The 17,508-nt window shown below is 63.1% G+C and carries 16 protein-coding genes and 1 other RNA gene; 13 read left to right on the top strand and 4 right to left on the bottom strand.

What is annotated here, in order from left to right; all coding sequences use genetic code 11:
* The first annotated feature begins 33 nt into the window (after positions 1 to 33).
* Positions 34 to 1,419 carry a serine hydrolase domain-containing protein gene (locus AC4FWB_RS17275; RefSeq protein WP_491027473.1) on the top strand — a complete coding sequence of 462 codons (1,386 nt, stop codon included), beginning with the start codon at positions 34 to 36 and terminating at the stop codon, positions 1,417 to 1,419.
* Positions 1,420 to 1,998: 579 nt separating this feature from the next.
* Here AC4FWB_RS17275 and AC4FWB_RS17280 read toward each other — a convergent pair.
* From AC4FWB_RS17280 to AC4FWB_RS17290, 3 genes are read right to left on the bottom strand one after another with little or no spacing between them, the layout of a single operon-like run.
* On the bottom strand, positions 1,999 to 2,664 hold the full coding sequence (locus AC4FWB_RS17280) for a class I SAM-dependent methyltransferase (protein ID WP_491027474.1): 666 nt from the start codon (positions 2,662 to 2,664) through the stop codon (positions 1,999 to 2,001).
* Positions 2,661 to 3,959 (bottom strand): BtaA family protein, encoded by a 1,299-nt coding sequence (locus AC4FWB_RS17285; RefSeq protein ID WP_491027475.1) that lies wholly within the window; start codon positions 3,957 to 3,959, stop codon positions 2,661 to 2,663. The genes AC4FWB_RS17280 and AC4FWB_RS17285 overlap by 4 nt, the downstream gene beginning before the upstream one ends.
* Positions 3,960 to 3,992: 33 nt before the next feature.
* Complete coding sequence (locus AC4FWB_RS17290; RefSeq protein WP_491027476.1) at positions 3,993 to 7,724, bottom strand: hydantoinase B/oxoprolinase family protein; 3,732 nt, start codon at positions 7,722 to 7,724, stop codon at positions 3,993 to 3,995.
* A 96-nt stretch (positions 7,725 to 7,820) separates the two neighbouring features.
* Between AC4FWB_RS17290 and AC4FWB_RS17295 the strand changes: the two genes are divergently transcribed.
* The 8 genes from AC4FWB_RS17295 (at position 7,821) to AC4FWB_RS17330 (ending at position 12,392) form a co-directional block, all read left to right on the top strand.
* Positions 7,821 to 8,336 carry a winged helix DNA-binding protein gene (locus AC4FWB_RS17295; RefSeq protein ID WP_491027478.1) on the top strand — a complete coding sequence of 172 codons (516 nt, stop codon included), beginning with the start codon at positions 7,821 to 7,823 and terminating at the stop codon, positions 8,334 to 8,336.
* 161 nt (positions 8,337 to 8,497) lie between these two features.
* Positions 8,498 to 8,698, top strand: a complete 201-nt coding sequence (locus AC4FWB_RS17300) for a hypothetical protein (RefSeq protein WP_491027479.1) — start codon at positions 8,498 to 8,500, stop codon at positions 8,696 to 8,698.
* Between the two features lie 130 nt (positions 8,699 to 8,828).
* A complete protein-coding gene (locus tag AC4FWB_RS17305) occupies positions 8,829 to 9,548 on the top strand; it encodes a TerB family tellurite resistance protein (RefSeq protein ID WP_491027480.1) in 720 nt (239 codons plus the stop codon).
* The gene (locus AC4FWB_RS17310) at positions 9,545 to 10,312 is read left to right on the top strand and encodes an N-acetylmuramoyl-L-alanine amidase (protein ID WP_491027481.1); all 768 of its coding nucleotides are present in this window, start codon (positions 9,545 to 9,547) and stop codon (positions 10,310 to 10,312) included. The genes AC4FWB_RS17305 and AC4FWB_RS17310 overlap by 4 nt, the downstream gene beginning before the upstream one ends.
* Before the next feature lie 186 nt (positions 10,313 to 10,498).
* Entirely contained in the window at positions 10,499 to 11,212 is a 714-nt protein-coding gene (locus tag AC4FWB_RS17315) for a lytic transglycosylase domain-containing protein (protein ID WP_491027605.1), read from the top strand.
* A gap of 59 nt (positions 11,213 to 11,271) precedes the next feature.
* Positions 11,272 to 11,672, top strand: an RNA gene (rnpB, locus tag AC4FWB_RS17320) — RNase P RNA component class A.
* 146 nt (positions 11,673 to 11,818) lie between these two features.
* On the top strand, positions 11,819 to 12,094 hold the full coding sequence (locus tag AC4FWB_RS17325) for a type II toxin-antitoxin system ParD family antitoxin (protein ID WP_491027482.1): 276 nt from the start codon (positions 11,819 to 11,821) through the stop codon (positions 12,092 to 12,094).
* A 94-nt stretch (positions 12,095 to 12,188) separates the two neighbouring features.
* Positions 12,189 to 12,392, top strand: coding sequence for a type II toxin-antitoxin system RelE/ParE family toxin (locus tag AC4FWB_RS17330; protein ID WP_491027483.1), 204 nt, complete (start codon positions 12,189 to 12,191; stop codon positions 12,390 to 12,392).
* A 5-nt stretch (positions 12,393 to 12,397) separates the two neighbouring features.
* On the opposite strand, the gene AC4FWB_RS17335 is transcribed toward AC4FWB_RS17330, so the two are convergent.
* Complete coding sequence (locus AC4FWB_RS17335; RefSeq protein ID WP_491027484.1) at positions 12,398 to 13,513, bottom strand: cystathionine gamma-lyase; 1,116 nt, start codon at positions 13,511 to 13,513, stop codon at positions 12,398 to 12,400.
* 395 nt (positions 13,514 to 13,908) lie between these two features.
* Between AC4FWB_RS17335 and mraZ the strand changes: the two genes are divergently transcribed.
* Genes mraZ through AC4FWB_RS17355 form a run of 4 tightly spaced genes read left to right on the top strand, consistent with a single transcriptional unit; the run spans position 13,909 to position 17,504 of the window.
* Entirely contained in the window at positions 13,909 to 14,367 is a 459-nt protein-coding gene (gene mraZ / locus AC4FWB_RS17340; RefSeq protein ID WP_491027485.1) for a division/cell wall cluster transcriptional repressor MraZ, read from the top strand.
* A complete protein-coding gene (rsmH, locus tag AC4FWB_RS17345; RefSeq protein WP_491027486.1) occupies positions 14,364 to 15,380 on the top strand; it encodes a 16S rRNA (cytosine(1402)-N(4))-methyltransferase RsmH in 1,017 nt (338 codons plus the stop codon). Before mraZ ends, rsmH begins: the two co-directional genes overlap by 4 nt.
* A gap of 4 nt (positions 15,381 to 15,384) precedes the next feature.
* A complete protein-coding gene (gene ftsL / locus AC4FWB_RS17350) occupies positions 15,385 to 15,780 on the top strand; it encodes a cell division protein FtsL (RefSeq protein WP_491027488.1) in 396 nt (131 codons plus the stop codon).
* The gene (locus AC4FWB_RS17355) at positions 15,777 to 17,504 is read left to right on the top strand and encodes a peptidoglycan D,D-transpeptidase FtsI family protein (RefSeq protein WP_491027489.1); all 1,728 of its coding nucleotides are present in this window, start codon (positions 15,777 to 15,779) and stop codon (positions 17,502 to 17,504) included. The genes ftsL and AC4FWB_RS17355 overlap by 4 nt, the downstream gene beginning before the upstream one ends.
* The last annotated feature ends 4 nt before the right edge of the window (positions 17,505 to 17,508 follow it).

Consider the following 17,508-nt stretch of genomic DNA (forward strand, 5'->3'; position numbering starts at 1 on the left):
ATCGAGCCGGGAAATCCAAGGGGCGGGAAAAAGATGCGGGCTGTCGTGAAGTTCATCAAATGGCTGCTGGGCCTCGTCGTGCTGGCGGTGGTCGGGCTATTCGCTTGGCTCTACTTTGCGCCGCCCGAGTTGATCCGCGTCGGCTCCGGCTATTCGGCCAAGATCGTCTGCTCGAACGTGTTCATCGCCGGCCGGGACCCGAACGAGGTGCTCGCCGTCGACGTGCAGGCGCCGGGTCACCCGCTGCTGCGCCTGATGAAGGTATCCGTCGACAAGGAGAGGGGGCTTGTTTCGGCGGGCCTGTTCGGCGTGCTGGGCAAAAGCGTCGCGGTCGAGCGCGACGGGCTCGGCTGCGCCTCGGTTCCGAACGGTGATACCGGTCAGGCGAGGCAGACATCCGTGCATGTCGAGCCTCTGGCGGCAGCCGCGCAGCTGGACGCGCTCTGGCCCGATGGTGAACGGGTGGATGCCTCGCAAAGCCCGCAAATGTCGAAGATCATCGACGATGCCGCCATGGCCGGGACCGGCATGCGCGCCCTCGTTGTGGTGAAGAACGGCCGTATCGTCGCGGAGCGCTATGGCGACGGCTTTACCGCCAAGACGCCGCTGCTTGGCTGGTCGATGACCAAGACTGTGAATGCCGCGATCGTCGGCACGCTGGTGAAGGACGGCAAGCTGGCGCTCGCCAGCAAGAACCTGTTCGCGCCGTGGAAGGCGGACGGGCGGGCCGCCATCAGCCTTGCCGACATGATGGCGATGTCGAGCGGGCTGGAGTTCAACGAGGATTATGGCGACGTCGCCGACGTGACGCGCATGCTCTATCTCGAGCCGGACATGGCGGGTTTCGGCGAGGCCAAGCCGCTCACCGGCGAGGTGGGCAAGGTGTTTTCCTATTCGAGCGGCACGGCGGTGATGTTGTCGCGGCTATGGCAGGACGCGGTCGGCGACAAGGCAAAGGCGTTGGCATGGCCGCGGGCGACGCTGTTCGGGCCGCTCGGCATGCACAGTGCCGTGCTCGAAACCGACGAGCAGGGCACGTTCGTCGGCTCGTCCTATCTCTATGCCACGGCGCATGACTGGGCGCGCTTCGGCCAGTTCCTGCTGCAAGGCGGGGTCTGGAACGGCAACCAGGTGCTGCCGGCCGGCTTCGTCGACTGGATGCGGCAGCCGGCGCCTGCCTCGAAGGTCTACGGCAAGGGTCAGGTCTGGATCGAGGGTCCGGGCGACGAGGAAAGCCCCGGCGCAGGCGCCGCTGCCGGCTTGCCCAAGGACACCTATTGGATGGAAGGCCATGACGGCCAGACGGTGGCGATTGTACCTTCGGAGCAGTTGGTGGTGGTGCGTCTGGGCTTGACACCCGCCAAGCTCAACTATCGGCCGCAGACGATGGTGGCGGCGCTGGTTAAGGCGCTGCGTTAGCGCTAGCAATTTAATGGGTCGTGATCCTAGAGCGGTTCAGCGTTTCACGGAATCGCTGAACCACTCTAAATACTTGTTTTTACGCAATTCCGGACGGAAAACCGCTACGCACTTTTCCTGGAATTGCTCTAGCAGGCGTTGACCTGTCTACAGGACCAGCCTCCGCCATCAGTATCATGGCAGTCTTCATAGCTGCCGTAGCACGTATTTGTGGAGTTACGATACCAGGGATAACCGCCAGGACAGCAGACGTCCTGCTGAGCAGTCTGAAGAAGTTGTCTTGTCGGACGGCTTTGTTTTTCGGTATTGCCAGGGTATGTAATATTCCACTTGTTTGGCATGTTCAGGCTCGAGTTGCTCATTGCAGACGAGCTCAAAAAAATCGTGCAGGCAGCCAACAAAAAGATCCCCCGCGTACTCATGTTCTCTCCCCCTTGAGTGAAATAGAGATGGGCCGATATACCAGTTTTCATGCGTTGCGTCGATTGCCCTGGACAGCCGCAAAAGCCCCCTTATGACGATGTGGTGCGTCCGGCGTTCGGCCAACATCCCTGCGGCCGGCATCGTGTCTTCAAAATATCAAATGGCGATCTTGATCACCGCCAGCCAGGCATAGCCGCGATAAAGCGTTCTGAAACGGAAGGTTGCGCCGGCCCGCTCGGATTCCGATTCAAGCAGGTCGCGCAGCGAGGCGCGCGGCTCGACATGGAATTTCCGCAGCCAGCCGCGCAGCAGCATCCGAAACCAGCGCGGCAGGCCCTCCTGCTGGCCGAAATCGACGACATGCAGCGAGCCGCCGGGAGCAAGCGCGACGAGCGCGGCCGAAACCGTCTTTTCCCACCCAGGGATCATCGACAGCGAATAGGAGACGAAGACGCGGTCGAAGCGCGCGGTGCCGAAAAGCGCTTTTGCGTCGAAGTCGGTGGCGTCGCCGCGCGCAAGGGTGACGCGAGCGGCGAGACCTTCGCGGGCCATAGCGGCGTTCGCCGTTTCCAGCATCTCGGTCGAGATATCGAGGCCGAAGAAACGGGCGTTCGGATAGCGGCGGGCAGCAAGCACGATGTTGCGGCCGGTGCCGCAGCCGAGCTCGAGCACGGTGCCGCCTTGCGGCACGTCGAGCCCTGCGATCAGCCAGTCGCGGCCGAGCAGGTAGTATTTGCGGGTGAGGTTGTAGATGTGGCGCTGCCAGCGATAGACGCCGTCCATCAGCTCGGCATGGCTGGCCGGCAGCTCGGTCGTGCTCATGCGGCGCGCTTCACATAGAGGTGGAAGCCGCCATAGATAGCCGAACGGTCCTCGGCGGAGAATTCGCGCGAGGCCTCGTTGTCGTAATGCCACTGGTCGAGCAGGGAGTTGGAGACGCGGCCCGGCAGCAGGCTGGGCTCGGCCGCGGTGCGGAAGATCACGCGGGCGCCAACCGAGGCCGTGCGGGTGATCTCGGTCCACAGCGCGTTGAGCAGGTCGTCCGTCATCCAATCCTGCGCGTCGAGCAGGACGAAGCGGTCGACCGAGCCCGCATCCTTGCCGGCCAGGAATTTGATCAGGTTGGCATGATGGATGGCGACGCGATCGATGTTGGCGCGGATCGTTTTGTAGTTACCCGGTTCGAGATAGGCGGGCAGGGCTGCCTCGCCTGGCTCCGGGTAGCGGCGGGCAAAGGCCTGCCAGGCGAAATAGTTGTTCTTCAGCGGGAAGTCGCAGGCGAGCTTTTCCAGCCGCGCCTTCAGGACGCTCGCCATCGAGCCGTCGCCGGAGGTGATCAGCGAATCGTACTGTGCCGGCGGGATGCCGAGGCCGAACAGCGAGGCCTTGCGCGACGTCGCCCAGCGGAGGAGCTTCTTGTCGAAGACCGGCGCCAGCTCCTCGTTGAAGAAGCGGCGCTGCTCGCCGATGTTCTCGGCCCTCATGATGCCGGCCGGATCGACGCCGAACAGCTTGCCGACGCGATGGCCCATGGCAATGAACAGGCCGAGCAGGCCGGTCTGGTAGAAATTGCGATCGAAGACCGAGATGCGGCGGCGGCCACGCCAATTCCTGCGTTCCCAGTAATGGCGGCTGACCGGATCGAGATGCGGCGCGATGAAGCGGTCGTAGGCTTCCGAATTGTGGCTGGTGTCGGCGGCGCCGAAGAAGCGGAACAGGTCGCCCTGCGACGGCAGATGGCGCACCGCTTCCAGCTTCATGCGGTTCAGCGCGATGTGCGCGGCGTTGAGGTCGACGGCGTCGATCCGGGCCGGCGAGCGGGTGAGGTAAGCCAGGATGTTGCAGCCGCCTGACGCGATTGTGACGACGCGATGGCCGGCGCCAAGCTGCATGGCCTCCATGTCGACATCCGGGTCCTCCCAGATCTGCGGATAGACAAGGCCGGAAAACAGGAAGGCGAAGAGACGTTCGGAAATACCGTCCTTCGACAATGCCCGGTTTTGGTAGACCGCCTTTCCGACTTCCTTGCCCCGGCGATAAACGAGTTCTCCCGAAACATCCGACATGGCAAGGTGATTCCCCGTTTGCGTTGGCGCAAGCGGGTAGCGCAGCGTCATGACAGGCAGGTGACAGGCTGTTGACGCTGGTATTTACGCCTTGCCGAACCCGCCGGGTGTCGGCGTGATGACGATGACGGCCTCGCCGGCGTCGAGCGTGGTCTGGTCGCAGGCCTTCAGCACATCGATCGAGCCGTCGTTGCGCCTGATCTTGGTCGAGCCGGCCTCGCCATCGCCGCCCCCGTTCAGACCCTGGGGTGGGCGGTTGCGGTGCGAGGAGAGGATGGCGCATTCCATCGCTTCCAGGAAGCGGATGGTGCGCTTGGTGCCGTCGCCGGCGTTCCACTTGCCCTTGCCGCCGGAACCTTCGCGGATGTGGAAATCCTCCAGCACGACGGGGAAGCGCAATTCCAGCACCTCCGGATCGGTAAGCCGCGAATTGGTCATGTGCGTGTGGACGCCGGAGGTGCCTGTAAAGCCGCGGCCCGAATTCATCCGGCCGGCCGGCGAGCCGGAGCAGATCGTTTCGTAATACTGATACTGCCGGTTGCCGAAGGTCAGGTTGTTCATCGTGCCTTGCGCGTTGGCCAGCGCGCCCATGGCGCCGAACAGCGCGTTGGTGACGTGCTGCGAGGTCTCGACATTGCCGGCGACGACGGCTGCGGGATAGGCAGGCTTCAGCATGCAGCCGTCGGGGATGATGATGTTGATCGGTCGGAGGCAGCCGGCGTTCATCGGGATCATATCCTCGACCATGACGCGGAAGGCATAGAGCACGGCGGCTCGCGCCACCGGCTCCGGCGCGTTGAAATTGTTCTTCATGACCGGCGAGGTGCCGGTGAAATCGACCGTCGCCTCGCGCTTCTCCCGGTCGACGCTGATCTTGACCTTGATCACCTGACCGGTGTCGGTGGGATATTCGTAGTCCGAAGTGTCCGGCAAGCGTTCCAGCACGCGGCGCACGCTCTCGGCGGCATTGTCCTGGACATGGCCCATATAGGCCTCGACGACATCGAGGCCGAAATGCGCGACCATCTTGCGGAGTTCGGCCACGCCCTTTTCGTTGGCGGCAATCTGCGCCTTGAGATCGGCGATGTTCTGGACGGGATTGCGGGCAGGGTAGGGATGGTCGGTAAGGAGCGTCTCGAGCTCCTTCTCGCGGAAGCGGCCGCGATCGACGATGCGGAAATTGTCGAACAACACGCCTTCCTCGTCGACCGTGGTGGCTAAAGGCGTCATCGAGCCGGGCGCCGTGCCGCCGACATCGGCATGGTGGCCGCGCGAGGCAACGTAGAAGAGGATTTCCTCCCCCCTTGAGGGGGAGGTGCCGCCGAAGGCGGCGGAGGGGGTCGTTGCGGCAGTGCTCGACGTTCTTGTGGTGCCTTCTGAGAGGACCCCACCCGGCCGCTGCGCGGCCACCCTCCCCTCAAGGGGGAGGGAGAACACCGGCGTCACGACAGTGATGTCGGGCAAATGCGTGCCGCCATTGTAAGGCGCGTTGAGGGCGAAGACGTCGCCCGGATGGATATCGCCCGAGTTCAGGCGGATGACGGTTTCGACCGAGCGGTCCATGGAGCCGAGATGCACCGGCATGTGCGGCGCGTTGGCGACCAATGCGCCATGGCGGTCGAACACCGCACAGGAAAAGTCCAGCCGTTCCTTGATGTTGACCGAATAGGCGGTGTTCTGCAGCGTCACGCCCATCTGCTCGGCGATCGACATGAAGAGGTTGTTGAAGACTTCCAGCATCACGGGATCGGCCTCGGTGCCGAGCGCCGCCTGTCGGGCCTTTTTCTCGATGCGCCGCAGGAGCACGTGGTTTCTGGCCGTGATCTCGGCCTGCCAGCCCGGCTCGACGACGATGGTCTGGTTCGGCTCGATGATCAGCGCGGGGCCCGCCACCTTGTGACCGGGCTTCAGATCCTCGCGGCGGAAGATGCCGGCATCGCGCCAGGCGCCGTCGGCAAAGAATTGCCGGGTCTGCCAAGGACTTGCCGCCTTGTCTTCGAGACTTGATTCATTTTCGTCGCGCACAGCGGTCCCGGCATCGCTGCCTTCGACGCCAACCGCCTCGACGATCATCGGCTTGTTTTCATAGACGAAGCCGAACTGCGCCTTGTGGGCGGCCTCGAAATCGCTTCTGGCGCGGAAGATCGAGCCTTGTTCGAAATTCACCGGCAGCGCCGTGTCGGTGCCGTCATAGCGGATCTGCAGGACCGGTTTCGAGGCGATGGCGGCCTCCGCAATGCCTTGCGCGGCAAGCTCGGCGACGACGCCTTGGCGCAATGCCGCAATCAGGTCCTCGATAGACGAACGCGATTCTTCGGCGAGAGGTTCGAGCAATGCCTGCTGGCGCGAGGCGAAAACCGTCGACAGCCCGATACCGTAAGCCGAAAGCAGGCCCGAGAAGGGGTGGATGAGCACCGCTTCCATGCCGAGCGCATCGGCGACGAGGCAGGCATGCTGGCCGCCGGCGCCGCCGAAGCAGTTCAAGAGATATTCGGTGACGTCATAGCCACGCTGCACCGAGATCTTCTTGATGGCGTTCGCCATATTCTCGACGGCAATGGTGACGAAGCCCTCGGCCACCGCTTCCGGCGCGCGCCCGTCGCCGATCTCGGCGGCCAAGGCCGCGAATTTTTCGCGCACGGTGCCGACATCGAGCGGCTGGTCCTGGCCGGGACCGAAGATCGCCGGGAAGACATCGGGCTGCAGCTTGCCGAGCATGACATTGGCGTCGGTGACGGCGAGCGGGCCGCCGCGCCGGTAGGCGGCCGGGCCGGGATTGGCACCGGCCGAGTCGGGGCCGACGCGGAAGCGATCGGCCTCGTAATGCAGGATCGAGCCGCCGCCGGCGGCGACCGTGTGGATGCGCATCATCGGCGCGCGGATGCGCACGCCGGCGACTTCGGTATCGAAGGCGCGCTCGTAGTCGCCGTCATAGTGGGCGACGTCGGTCGAGGTGCCGCCCATGTCGAAGCCGATGACCTTGTCGAAGCCGGCGAGCTTCGCCGTCTCGACCATGCCGACGACACCGCCGGCCGGGCCCGACAGCAGCGCGTCCTTGCCCTGGAACATGTCGGCGGCGGTCAGCCCGCCCGACGACATCATGAACATCAGGCGGGGGCCGGCGCCCAACTCTCCCGCCACCCTTTGCACGTAGCGCGACAGGATCGGCGACAGATAGGCGTCGACCACGGTGGTGTCGCCGCGGCCGACCAGCTTGATCAGCGGCGAGACCTCGTGGCTCACAGAGATCTGGCTGAAGCCGATCTTGCGGCAGACCTTGGCCACCGCCTTTTCGTGGTCTGGATATTTCCAGGCATGCATGAAGACGACGGCGACCGCGTCGATGCCGTCCGCCTTGGCCTGTTCGATCGCGGGGCGGCAGGCGGCGATGTCGAGCAGGCGCTCGACGCGACCGTCTGCGCGCACGCGTTCGTCGATCTCGATCACCCGCTCGTAGAGCTGCTCAGGCAGGATGATTTCCTTGGCAAAGATATCAGGCCGCGCCTGATAAGCGATGCGCAGCGCGTCGCGAAAACCCTTGGTGATGAGCAGGAGCACGCGGTCGCCCTTGCGCTCGAGCAGCGCATTGGTGGCGACTGTGGTTCCCATCTTGATGTCGCCGATCCGGTCGGCGGGAATGGCGGCGCCGGTTTTTAGCCCAAGCAGGTCGCGTATGCCCTGGATGGCCGCATCGGCATAGGCTTCAGGGTTCTCGGACAGGAGCTTGCGCGGGTGCAACTGGCCCTGCGGATCACGGCCGATGATGTCGGTGAAGGTACCGCCCCGGTCGATCCAGAAATCCCATCTCGAGGTCACAGGTGTCTCCCCTGGGTGGTGCCGATGTAGGTTTTCATTGCCTTATCGACGGCAATACGTCAATATATTATCGATAAATCATCGGAAAGGTGTTGCATGCAGCGGGAAGAATGGGGGCCGATCGTTTCGGCATCGCATCTGTCGGTTGGGGCCATGCCGTCCATGTCGGAATTGGAGTTCGCCCTGACGGTCACCGGCAACGCCTTTCAGCGCTGGACGGTGAGGTGCATGGCGGCCGCCGGCTATCCCAGCCTCACTCATCTCGACGTCCTTCTGCTGCACGCCACCAACCATCGAGGCCGCGAGAAAACGCAGGCCGATCTCTGCACCATGTTCAACATCGAGGACACCCATCTTGCGACCTATTCGATCAAGAAACTCGCGGGAATGGGCCTTGTCCGAACCGGCAGACGCGGCAAGGAAAAGATCGTAGGGGTTACCGAAGCTGGCGCACGGGCGTGCGAGCGCTATCGGGAGTTGCGCGAAGGGTTGCTGATTTCGAGCATCAAGACGCTCGGACTCGATGAAGAGGCGCTCAGCAGGCTTGCGGCGCTGATGCGCGTGGTATCCGGCCAGTACGACCAGGCTGCCCGCGGCGCCGTCAGCCTGTAATGGGCGCGCCATCTCCGCCAAATTGCCTGCAATACCGGGGTGTTAGCAGTTATCGCGATGTTACACACAGAAACGCAACGTTACGAAACCCGCGAGCCACTTGATGCATTTCTCCTGCGACTGTTCACCGAAACGTGAACGTTTGTCGAAGGAGTGATATCATGAAGAAGCTCATTCTGGCGTCTGTTTCGGCGCTCGCCCTGCTGGGGGTCGCGGCTTGCAGCAACAGCGGCACGGACAATACGACCACCCAGAGCACCAATCCGCCGGCCACCGAGCAGCCGATGAAGCCAGCTACGCCTGACGCTTCGAAGCCTGCTGAACCGGCTCCGGCAACACCTCCTGCTGCGCCAGCGCAGTAGAAGTCGATCCAATGATTCGAGAAGGCCGGCTTCTGCCGGCCTTCTTTTTGCCGGGAGCGGTCAGCGACCATTGGACCTGCGGCATCGTCCCGGCTTGATAGCGGTGCCCGGTTCGCACTAAGAAGCCGGCATGTCGATTTGGGACCGCCTCGGCGACTTCATCGCTCGTGTTTCGTCGTCGGCGTCCTCGGGCGTCGCCGATGTCGTCGAGGCCGTGCGTACCGTGTTTTCCGGCGACCCGGATTTGCGCCGGCGCGTTGCCTTCTCAGTGGCGATGATCGCGCTCTCCGCCAAGATGGCCAAGGCCGACGGCATCGTCACTCAGGACGAGGTGCGTGCCTTCCAGGAAATCTTCGAGGTGCCGCCGAGCGAGACGCGCAACGTGGCGCGCCTCTACGACCTCGCCAAGCGCGATGTTGCCGGTTTCGAGATCTATGCCCAGCGCATGGCGCAGCTTTGTGGTTCCGGCCATGCGAATTGCATGATGCTGGAAGACATACTCGATGGGCTGTTCCACATCGCCAAGGCCGACGGCCTAGTCCACGAGCGAGAAGGGCAATTCCTGCATCGCATTGCCGAGATTTTTCGGATCGACGAGGCGCATTACCAGACGATCCTGTCGCGTCACGTCAATCTCGGTGCCGCCGATCCCTATGTTGTTCTTGGCATCGAGCGCGGAAAGCCGTTCGAAGAGGTCAGGAAGCGCTACCGCAAGCTGATCTCCGACAATCACCCGGACAGGCTGATCGCGCGCGGCCTGCCGCAGGAGTTCATCAAGATCGCCACGACAAGGGTCGCTGCGATCAATGCCGCCTATGAGATGATCGAACGGGGTCTCAGGCACGTATGAGCGGTTTTTTGCCCGACCAGCCGGGTGCCGAGGTCAGGGTGTCGCCGAATTTCGGCCCGCGACGCGAGATGCTCAGGCCGGACATGATCGTGTTGCACTATACCGGCATGGCGACGGGCGCCGGCGCCGAGGCGTGGCTGTGCGATCCGGCAAGCGAGGTGTCCTCGCATTATCTTGTCCATGAGAACGGCAGCATCGTGCAGATGGTTCGCGAGAGCGACCGCGCATGGCATGCCGGCAAGAGCTCCTGGTTCGGGCGCACCGACATCAACTCCTGCTCTGTCGGCATCGAGATCGTCAATCCCGGGCATTCGCTCGGCTACAAGGCCTTCCCGAAGCGGCAGATCGATGCGGTGATCGGATTGTGCGCGGGGATCACCGGCCGGCATTCCATTCCACCGCAAAGGGTGCTTGCGCATTCCGACGTGGCGCCGGGGCGCAAGGTCGACCCGGGCGAGAAGTTTCCCTGGCAGGCGCTCTTCGCGGCCGGCGTCGGCCAACTCGTTCCCGCGGCCCCGATCAGGCAGAATGCGACGTTGAAGGCGTGCGATACCGGCGCCGACGTCGAGGCGCTGCAGTCGATGCTGGCGCTCTACGGTTATGGCGTCGAGATATCGGGCGTCTTCGATCGCCAAACGGAAATCGTGGTGGCGGCGTTTCAGCGGCATTTCCGGCGGCGGCTCGTCGACGGCGTGGCGGACAGCTCGACGATCCGCACACTGCAAAGGCTGCTGGCTTCCGTAAAGGCCGCCTCGCCAGAATAATCTGGCCAAGGTGTCTAAATTACAATTCGTCATACAAAGTGAATTGCCTCGCCTTCATTGGCGCCAATTCGCTCTCCAAACGCATCTCCCGCAAGTTGTCGGACATCTATCCCCCCAAGATGCTCCGATGTTGAGTTGGCCCTGCTGCGTGAAATTCTTCGCGCGGTTCTAACAGAACAGGATTACATGCAAAAATTGACCGTTGTAGCGGCAGCCGTTGCTGCCGGAGTGATGACTTTTGCCTTCAGCCCGGCTAACAGCGCGCCGCAGAGCCTGCGGGCGGCAGATAATGGGTTTGCAGCGACCCCTGTGACGCCGAAGGCGGCCCCGGACCTCAAAGCCGAAAAAACCAAGAAAACCGCTGCGGCAAAGGTGCAGAAGACCGCCGCATTGAAGTCGGCAAAATCAACGGTCAAACGCAGCAGGAAGCGCGGCAGGCAGACTGTCGACCTGACGACGACAGCGTCCATTCATCCTGAAAAGCCCGCATTGTCGTCTGCGGCCACCGACGGCAGCGGCCAATATTCGGCGATCATCGCTCGCTATGCTGCAAGCTATGGCGTGCCGGTGTCGCTCGCCAAGGCCGTCATCAAGATCGAAAGCAATTACCGGCCGAACATGGTCGGCGGCGCCGGCGAGATCGGCCTGATGCAGATCAAGCCGGCGACGGCGCGGATGATGGGCTATACGGGTTCGGTCAAGGGACTGTTCGATCCCGACACCAACATCAAATACGGCATGAAGTATCTCGCCATGGCGCAAGGCCTCGGCGGCGGCACCACCTGCGGCACGATCCTCAAATATAATGCCGGTCATGGCGCAAGGCGGATGAATCCGGTTTCAGCCGCCTATTGCAGCAAGGTGAAGGTGCAGATGGCGGCGCTCGGTTCGCCCGCGTAAAAAGCAAGTTCGCCTTTTTTATTTGCGTTTTCAGGCGGGAATCCCTTTATACGCGCTTGCCAGCTGGCCGGGCGGCCGCGCCTGCAAGAGCCGAAAGGCTGCGGGTGAGGAAAGTCCGGGCTCCATGGAGACACGGTGCCGGCTAACGGCCGGCGGGGGTAACCCCAGGGAAAGTGCCACAGAAAGCAAACCGCCGCGGCATCAGCCGCGGCAAGGGTGAAAGGGTGGGGTAAGAGCCCACCGCGCGACTGGCGACAGGAGCGGCACGGCAAACCCCACCGGGAGCAAAACCGAATAGGGGCGGTGCGAAGGGAAACCTTCGAGGGCTGTTTCCGGCCCACCGTCCGGGTAGGTTGCGTGAGGCGCATGGCAACATGCGCCCAAGATGAATGGCCGCCACGTTCTCGCGCCGCAAGGCGCGGGGGCCATACAGAACCCGGCTTACAGGCCAGCTGGCATTTTTCCTCCGTTATATCCAAGATGTTCCTGAAATCAGCAGGTTGTGCCATCGGGCTCGCCTTTTGATTCAAGGATGGGGATACACGCTTCTTGAAGCTGGTACGATTAAATCGTACCTTGGCCACAAGGAAAGCCTCGGAGCGCATCATGGGCCAGGTCGACAAACGCAGCATCACACTTTCGCCCGAACTGGCGCAGGCGGTCGACGACGTGGTCGCCGCTGGCGAGTACGCTTCGGCGAGCGAGGTGATCCGGGACGCGCTCAGACAATGGAAGGACCGGCGCGACCTACTCGGCTACACGGTCGAGGAATTGCGCAAGCTGGTGCAGGAGGGGATCGACAGCGGGCCTGGCCGGTTCGTGTCGATGGATGAAATAAAGGCCGAGGCCCGTAAGCGATTGAGATCCGACGACGCGGCATGAAGGTGCTGCCGATCATTCGTGCGGCGCGCGCTGAAGACGATCTGATAGCGATCTGGCTCCACATGCGCGGGATAGCGAAGCTGCAGCGGATAGGGTGCTCGATCGCATCGAGGCCCGTTGTCGGCAGCTTGCTGCCTATCCGTATTCAGGTCCTCCGCGCGAAGACATCGCACCCGGTATCCGTCATCTGATCGTCGGCGAATACCTCACCTTCTATCGGATCCGCGACGATGTTATCGAAATCGTTCGCGTGCTACACGGCCGGCGGAAAATCGAGGCTGACGATCTGGTATCGTGATTGGCTCAACTGCCGATCTTATCAAGCGAAGCCTCGATCTCCTGCCAGAGTTCCTCGACCGGCTCGCAGCCGATAGACAGGCGTAAGAAACCGGGCGGCACGGCGTCGCCGCGCTTCGATCGCCGTTCAGCTGAGGTATGCACGCCGCCAAAGGAGGTCGCCGCTTCAATCAGCGGGCAATTGTTGATGAAATCCTCGGCCTGGTCTTCCGAGGCCAGTTCGAACGAGATCAAGAAGCCGAAGCGCTCCATCTGGGCACGCGCCAGATTGTGCGAGGCATCACCCTCGAGCCCGGGAAAGCGCAGGCCGCTTACGGCGCGATGCCCCTTGAGACGACGGGCGATCGTTTCCGCGGAAGAGCACATGCGGTCGAAGCGCACCTCCAGCGTTTCGAGGCCGCGATGCACGAGCCATGCCTCGAACGGTCCGGGAATGCCGCCGGCCGTTTCGCGCCAGTCTCTGACCCTGGCGACAATGTCCGGATTGCGGCTGGCGACATGGCCGAACAGCACGTCCGAGTGCCCGTTGATCGCCTTGGTGTCGGCCGACACGACGATGTCGGCGCCGAGGTCGAGCGGGCGCTGACCAAAGGGCGTCATCGTCGTGTTGTCGACGACAAGGACCGCACCTTGCTCGTGAGCCGCCTTGGCGACGGCGGCGATGTCGCAGATATCCAGCCGCGGGTTCGACGGATTTTCCACGAAGATCATTCGGTAGCCGGCGAAACCGCCGTCGAGCATATTGGATGTGGCCCTGACGTCATAGGTGACGCCGAGCGGTTTCAGAAAACGCTCCGCCAGGGCGCGTGTCGTGTGATAGCCATCCGAAGGCAAGAGAATGCGGTCGCCCGATTTGACGAGCGAAAAAAATGCCGCTGAAATCGCAGCCATTCCCGACGGAAAGGCGACGCATTGCGCATCTTCCAGATGGCCAAGCACATGCTCGACGGCGTGCCATGTCGGATTGCTGAAACGACCGTACTGATCGTAGCCCGTCGCGTCGCCCGGCGAATGAAAGATCGAGGCCATGGTCAGGGGCAAGGGGATCGGGTCGCCCTTGGCGAAATCGCCGCTGCGCAGATGGGCAAGTGTCGCGGCGCGTGACTTCGCGGTTTCAGGCATGGGCTCATTCCTTCGATGAACAGAGGTTCGACGCTAGGCGCGCGGAGGGCTCGCAGCAAGCCGCGTCCTTATGGGCCAGATCGTTCTAAACGCTTCGTTAGGCTTAATAGACGATAAAGACGGGACGCGCCGTCTGCCTGCCCTTTCTGGTTGTGGGGCGCATGTTTGTAATGCCTCTTCCCGTTGACGCCCATAATACCCCATGATATCCCATTCGCATCATCAAGCCTTCGTTCCGCGTCAGGGTGAAGCGTACGCCAATCGGGCAGTCGCGGCGGCTGCGCGTTTGCCGGTTTTCGCCTTGGTGAATGAAGCGATTTGTCGTGAGGCGATGCGCGGCGGCGCGGAGAAAAACATGAGAAGGGGTGCGGCGGCGACAGCGGCTGTAACGCGTAGTGGACCGATTTCTGTCAAACGCAGTGAACAGGATCGATGCGAAGGGGCGGGTGTCCGTTCCGGCGCACTTTCGCGCGGTCGTGCAGAAACGTGGCTATGGCGAGCTCTATGCGCTACGTTGCCTGGACCTTCCGGCGATGGACGTCGGCGGGCTCGATCTGCTCGACCGCTACGAGCAGCGGATCGCGCTCGAGGATCCCTTCCTGCAAACGGCGGACGACATGTCCTTCTTCTGCCATGGCGACGGGACGTTCCTGAAGCTCGACCAGGACGGCCGCATCACGATGACCGATTTCATCCGCGAGCATACGGGCATCTCGACAGAGGTGGCCTTCGTCGGCCGCGGCAATTTCTTTCAAGTCTGGGAACCGGGCCGGCTTGCCGCCTATGGGGCGCAGGCGCGGGCCAGGCTTTTGCAGCTTCGGCAGGGGACGAAGCCTGGGGAGCGACCGGAATGATGGCTGGCCACGGCGATGATCGTCGCGCCGTTGGCGGACTGGTCCGTCACATTCCGGTCCTCCTTGCCGAAGTGCTGGAGGCGCTTGCGCCAAAGGCCGGCGAGACAATCGTCGACGGGACGTTCGGCGCCGGCGGCTACACCGGCGCCATCCTCGAGCGAGGCGCCTCGGTCGTGGCCATCGACCGCGATCCGGATGCGATCGCGGCCGGCCGGACCCTTGAGCAGCAGGCCGGCGGCAGGCTGAAGCTCGTGCAGGCGCCGTTCTCGACGCTGGACGAACAGGTCGAGAGCGCCGACGGCGTCGTGCTCGACATCGGCGTCTCTTCCATGCAGCTCGACCAGGCCGAGCGCGGCTTTTCCTTTCGCGCCGACGGGCCGCTGGACATGCGCATGGCGCAGGCGGGTCTCTCCGCCGCCGACGTCGTCAACACCTTCAAGGCGGGCGACCTTGCCCGCATCTTCGGCTTCCTCGGCGAAGAACGGCATGCCGGCCGTATCGCCCGCATGATCGAGGCCCGGCGCGAGAAACGGCCCTTCGAGCGCACGCTCGATCTGGCCGACGCCATCGCTACCCATATCGGCCGCGCGCCGAAGGACAAGATCCATCCGGCCACCCGCGTCTTCCAGGCGCTGCGCATCTTCGTCAACGACGAGCTCGGCGAACTGGCCGGCGCGCTGTTCGCCGCCGAGCGCGTGCTCAAACCCGGCGGGCGGCTTGCCGTGGTTACTTTCCATTCGCTGGAGGACCGCATCGTCAAGCGCTTCATCGCCGATCGGGCCGATGCGGCCAGCGGATCGCGCCATATGCCAGATGCGCCGGCGCGGCCGGCGACCTTCCGCAAATCCGGCGGCGGGGTTGCGCCAGGAGAGGCCGAGATCGCCGCCAATCCGCGCGCGCGCTCGGCCAGGCTGCGCGCGGCAATCCGCACCGACGTGCCGGCGCGCGCCGGCGACTTTTCGATTTTCGGCCTTCCAAAGCTTCCCGCCGTCCAGCGGCCGGGGGAGAGGTAAGCACGTGTTTCGTACCAGCGACATAGTCCTGATCGCCGTCATGGTCTCGGCGGCGGCGTTGACCTACAAGACCAAGCGCGAAGCCGAGGACCAGCTGGCGGCGGTGCAGAAGCTGCAGGCGCAGATCCGCTACGAGGAAGACACGATCGATCTTCTGAAGGCCGACTGGAGCCTGCTCACCCAGCCGGCGCGGCTGCAGAAGCTTGCCGAAATCTACAAGGGCCAACTCGGGCTCGAGCCGCTCAACGCCCGTCAGATCGGCGGCCTCGACGACGTGCCGATCAAGCCCGTCAACATCGAGGACCTGTCGTCGCAGCGGCTCGGCGGCATGGCGGACAATTCCGGCAAAGAGCCTTCGGACGGCAAGGATCCGGTGATCACCGGGAGCACCGTGCAATGATCGGCAGGCTTCCAAAGATCGGTAAGCTGCTGATGCGTCGCAAGAAGGTGGCCTCGGACGGGTCGATCGTCGTCGACGCCGCCCGCAAGGCGACCGGCGGCAAGGCCAAGACCCGCATCATCATGACGATGGCGGTGTTCTTCACCATCTATTCGACGATTGCCGGCCGGCTGGTCTATCTCGGCCTACAGAACCCGGACATGTCGGGCGGTCCGGAGAGCCGGGTCACCGCGTCGCGGCCCGATATCGTCGACCGCAACGGCGAGGTGTTGGCGACCGACATCAAGACGGCGTCACTGTTTGCCGAGCCGCGCCGTATCGTCGACGCCGACGAGGCCATCGAGAAATTGTCGACCGTGCTTCCCGAGATCGATTACGAGCAGACCTATCGCAAGCTCAAGAGCGGCGCCGGCTTCGTCTGGCTGCAGCGCCAGCTGACGCCGAAGCAGCAGGCCGACATCATGGCGCTGGGCGTCCCCGGCCTAGGCTTCCGCACCGAAAAGCGCCGCTTCTATCCGAGCGGCGAGACGTCTTCCTACATTGTCGGGCTGACCAACATCGACAACCAAGGCATCTCCGGCATGGAGAAATACATCGACGACCAGGGGCTGACCGACCTGCAGGCGTCGGGGCTGGCGGTGGCCAGGGACCTGAAGCCGGTGAAGTTGTCGATCGACCTTCGCGTCCAGCATGTCGTGCGCGACGAGGTCGCCGCCGGCCTGGAGCGCTATCGCGCCATTGGCGCTGGCGCCGTTGTGCTCAACGTCAAAACGGGCGAAGTGGTGGCCATGGCCTCGGTGCCGGATTTCGATCCGAACAATCCTTACAATGCACAGGAAAAGGACCGGCTGAACCGTATGTCGGCGGGCCTTTATGAGATGGGTTCGACCTTCAAGAGCTTCACCTCGGCCATGGCGCTCGATTCCGGCAAAGCGACGATGGAAAGCCGCTTCGACGCCTCGCATCCAATCCGGGTCGGCCACCAGGCCATTCACGATTTCCACGGCAAGAACCGCGTGCTGTCGTTGCCGGAGGTGTTCCTCTATTCGTCCAACATCGGGTCGGCCAGGGAGGCCGAGCTGGTCGGCATCGAGGGGCACCGCGAATTCCTGCATCGCCTCGGAATTTTGGACAAGATGCAGACCGAACTGCCGGAAGTCGCCCGCCCGACTGAACCGAAGGTCTGGAAACAGGTCAATTCGTTTACCATCGCCTTCGGCCATGGTGTGTCGACGACGCCGCTGCAAGCGGCTGTCGGCTGCGCGGCCCTGATGAATGGCGGCTATCTGATCGAGCCGACCTTCCTGCCGCGTACCGTGGAGCAGGCAATGGCGGTGGCCAAGAAAGTGGTCAGCGAAAAGACGGTCGAAGGCATGCGCTACCTCTATACGCTCAACGCCGAGAAGGGCTCTGCCAGAAACGCCAGGGTCCCCGGCTACCGCGTTGGCGGCAAGACCGGAACAGCCGAGAAGGTCATCAATGGCCGTTACTCGAAAGACTTGAATTTCAATACCTTTGTGGCCGCCTTCCCGATGGACGATCCGCAATATCTCGTGTTCACGATTGCCGACGCCCCGCATCCGGAAAAGCCCGGCATGACAGACGTCGCGGCCGCGAATGCGGGGGTCATAGCTGGCAATATCATCAGGCGTTCGGCGGCCATGCTTGGCGTGAAGCCAGATTTCAGCCATGAAAATGGTGCAACGCTGGTTTCCTATCAGTGATTCT

Source organism: Mesorhizobium sp. LEGMi-168a (genome assembly GCF_058312955.1).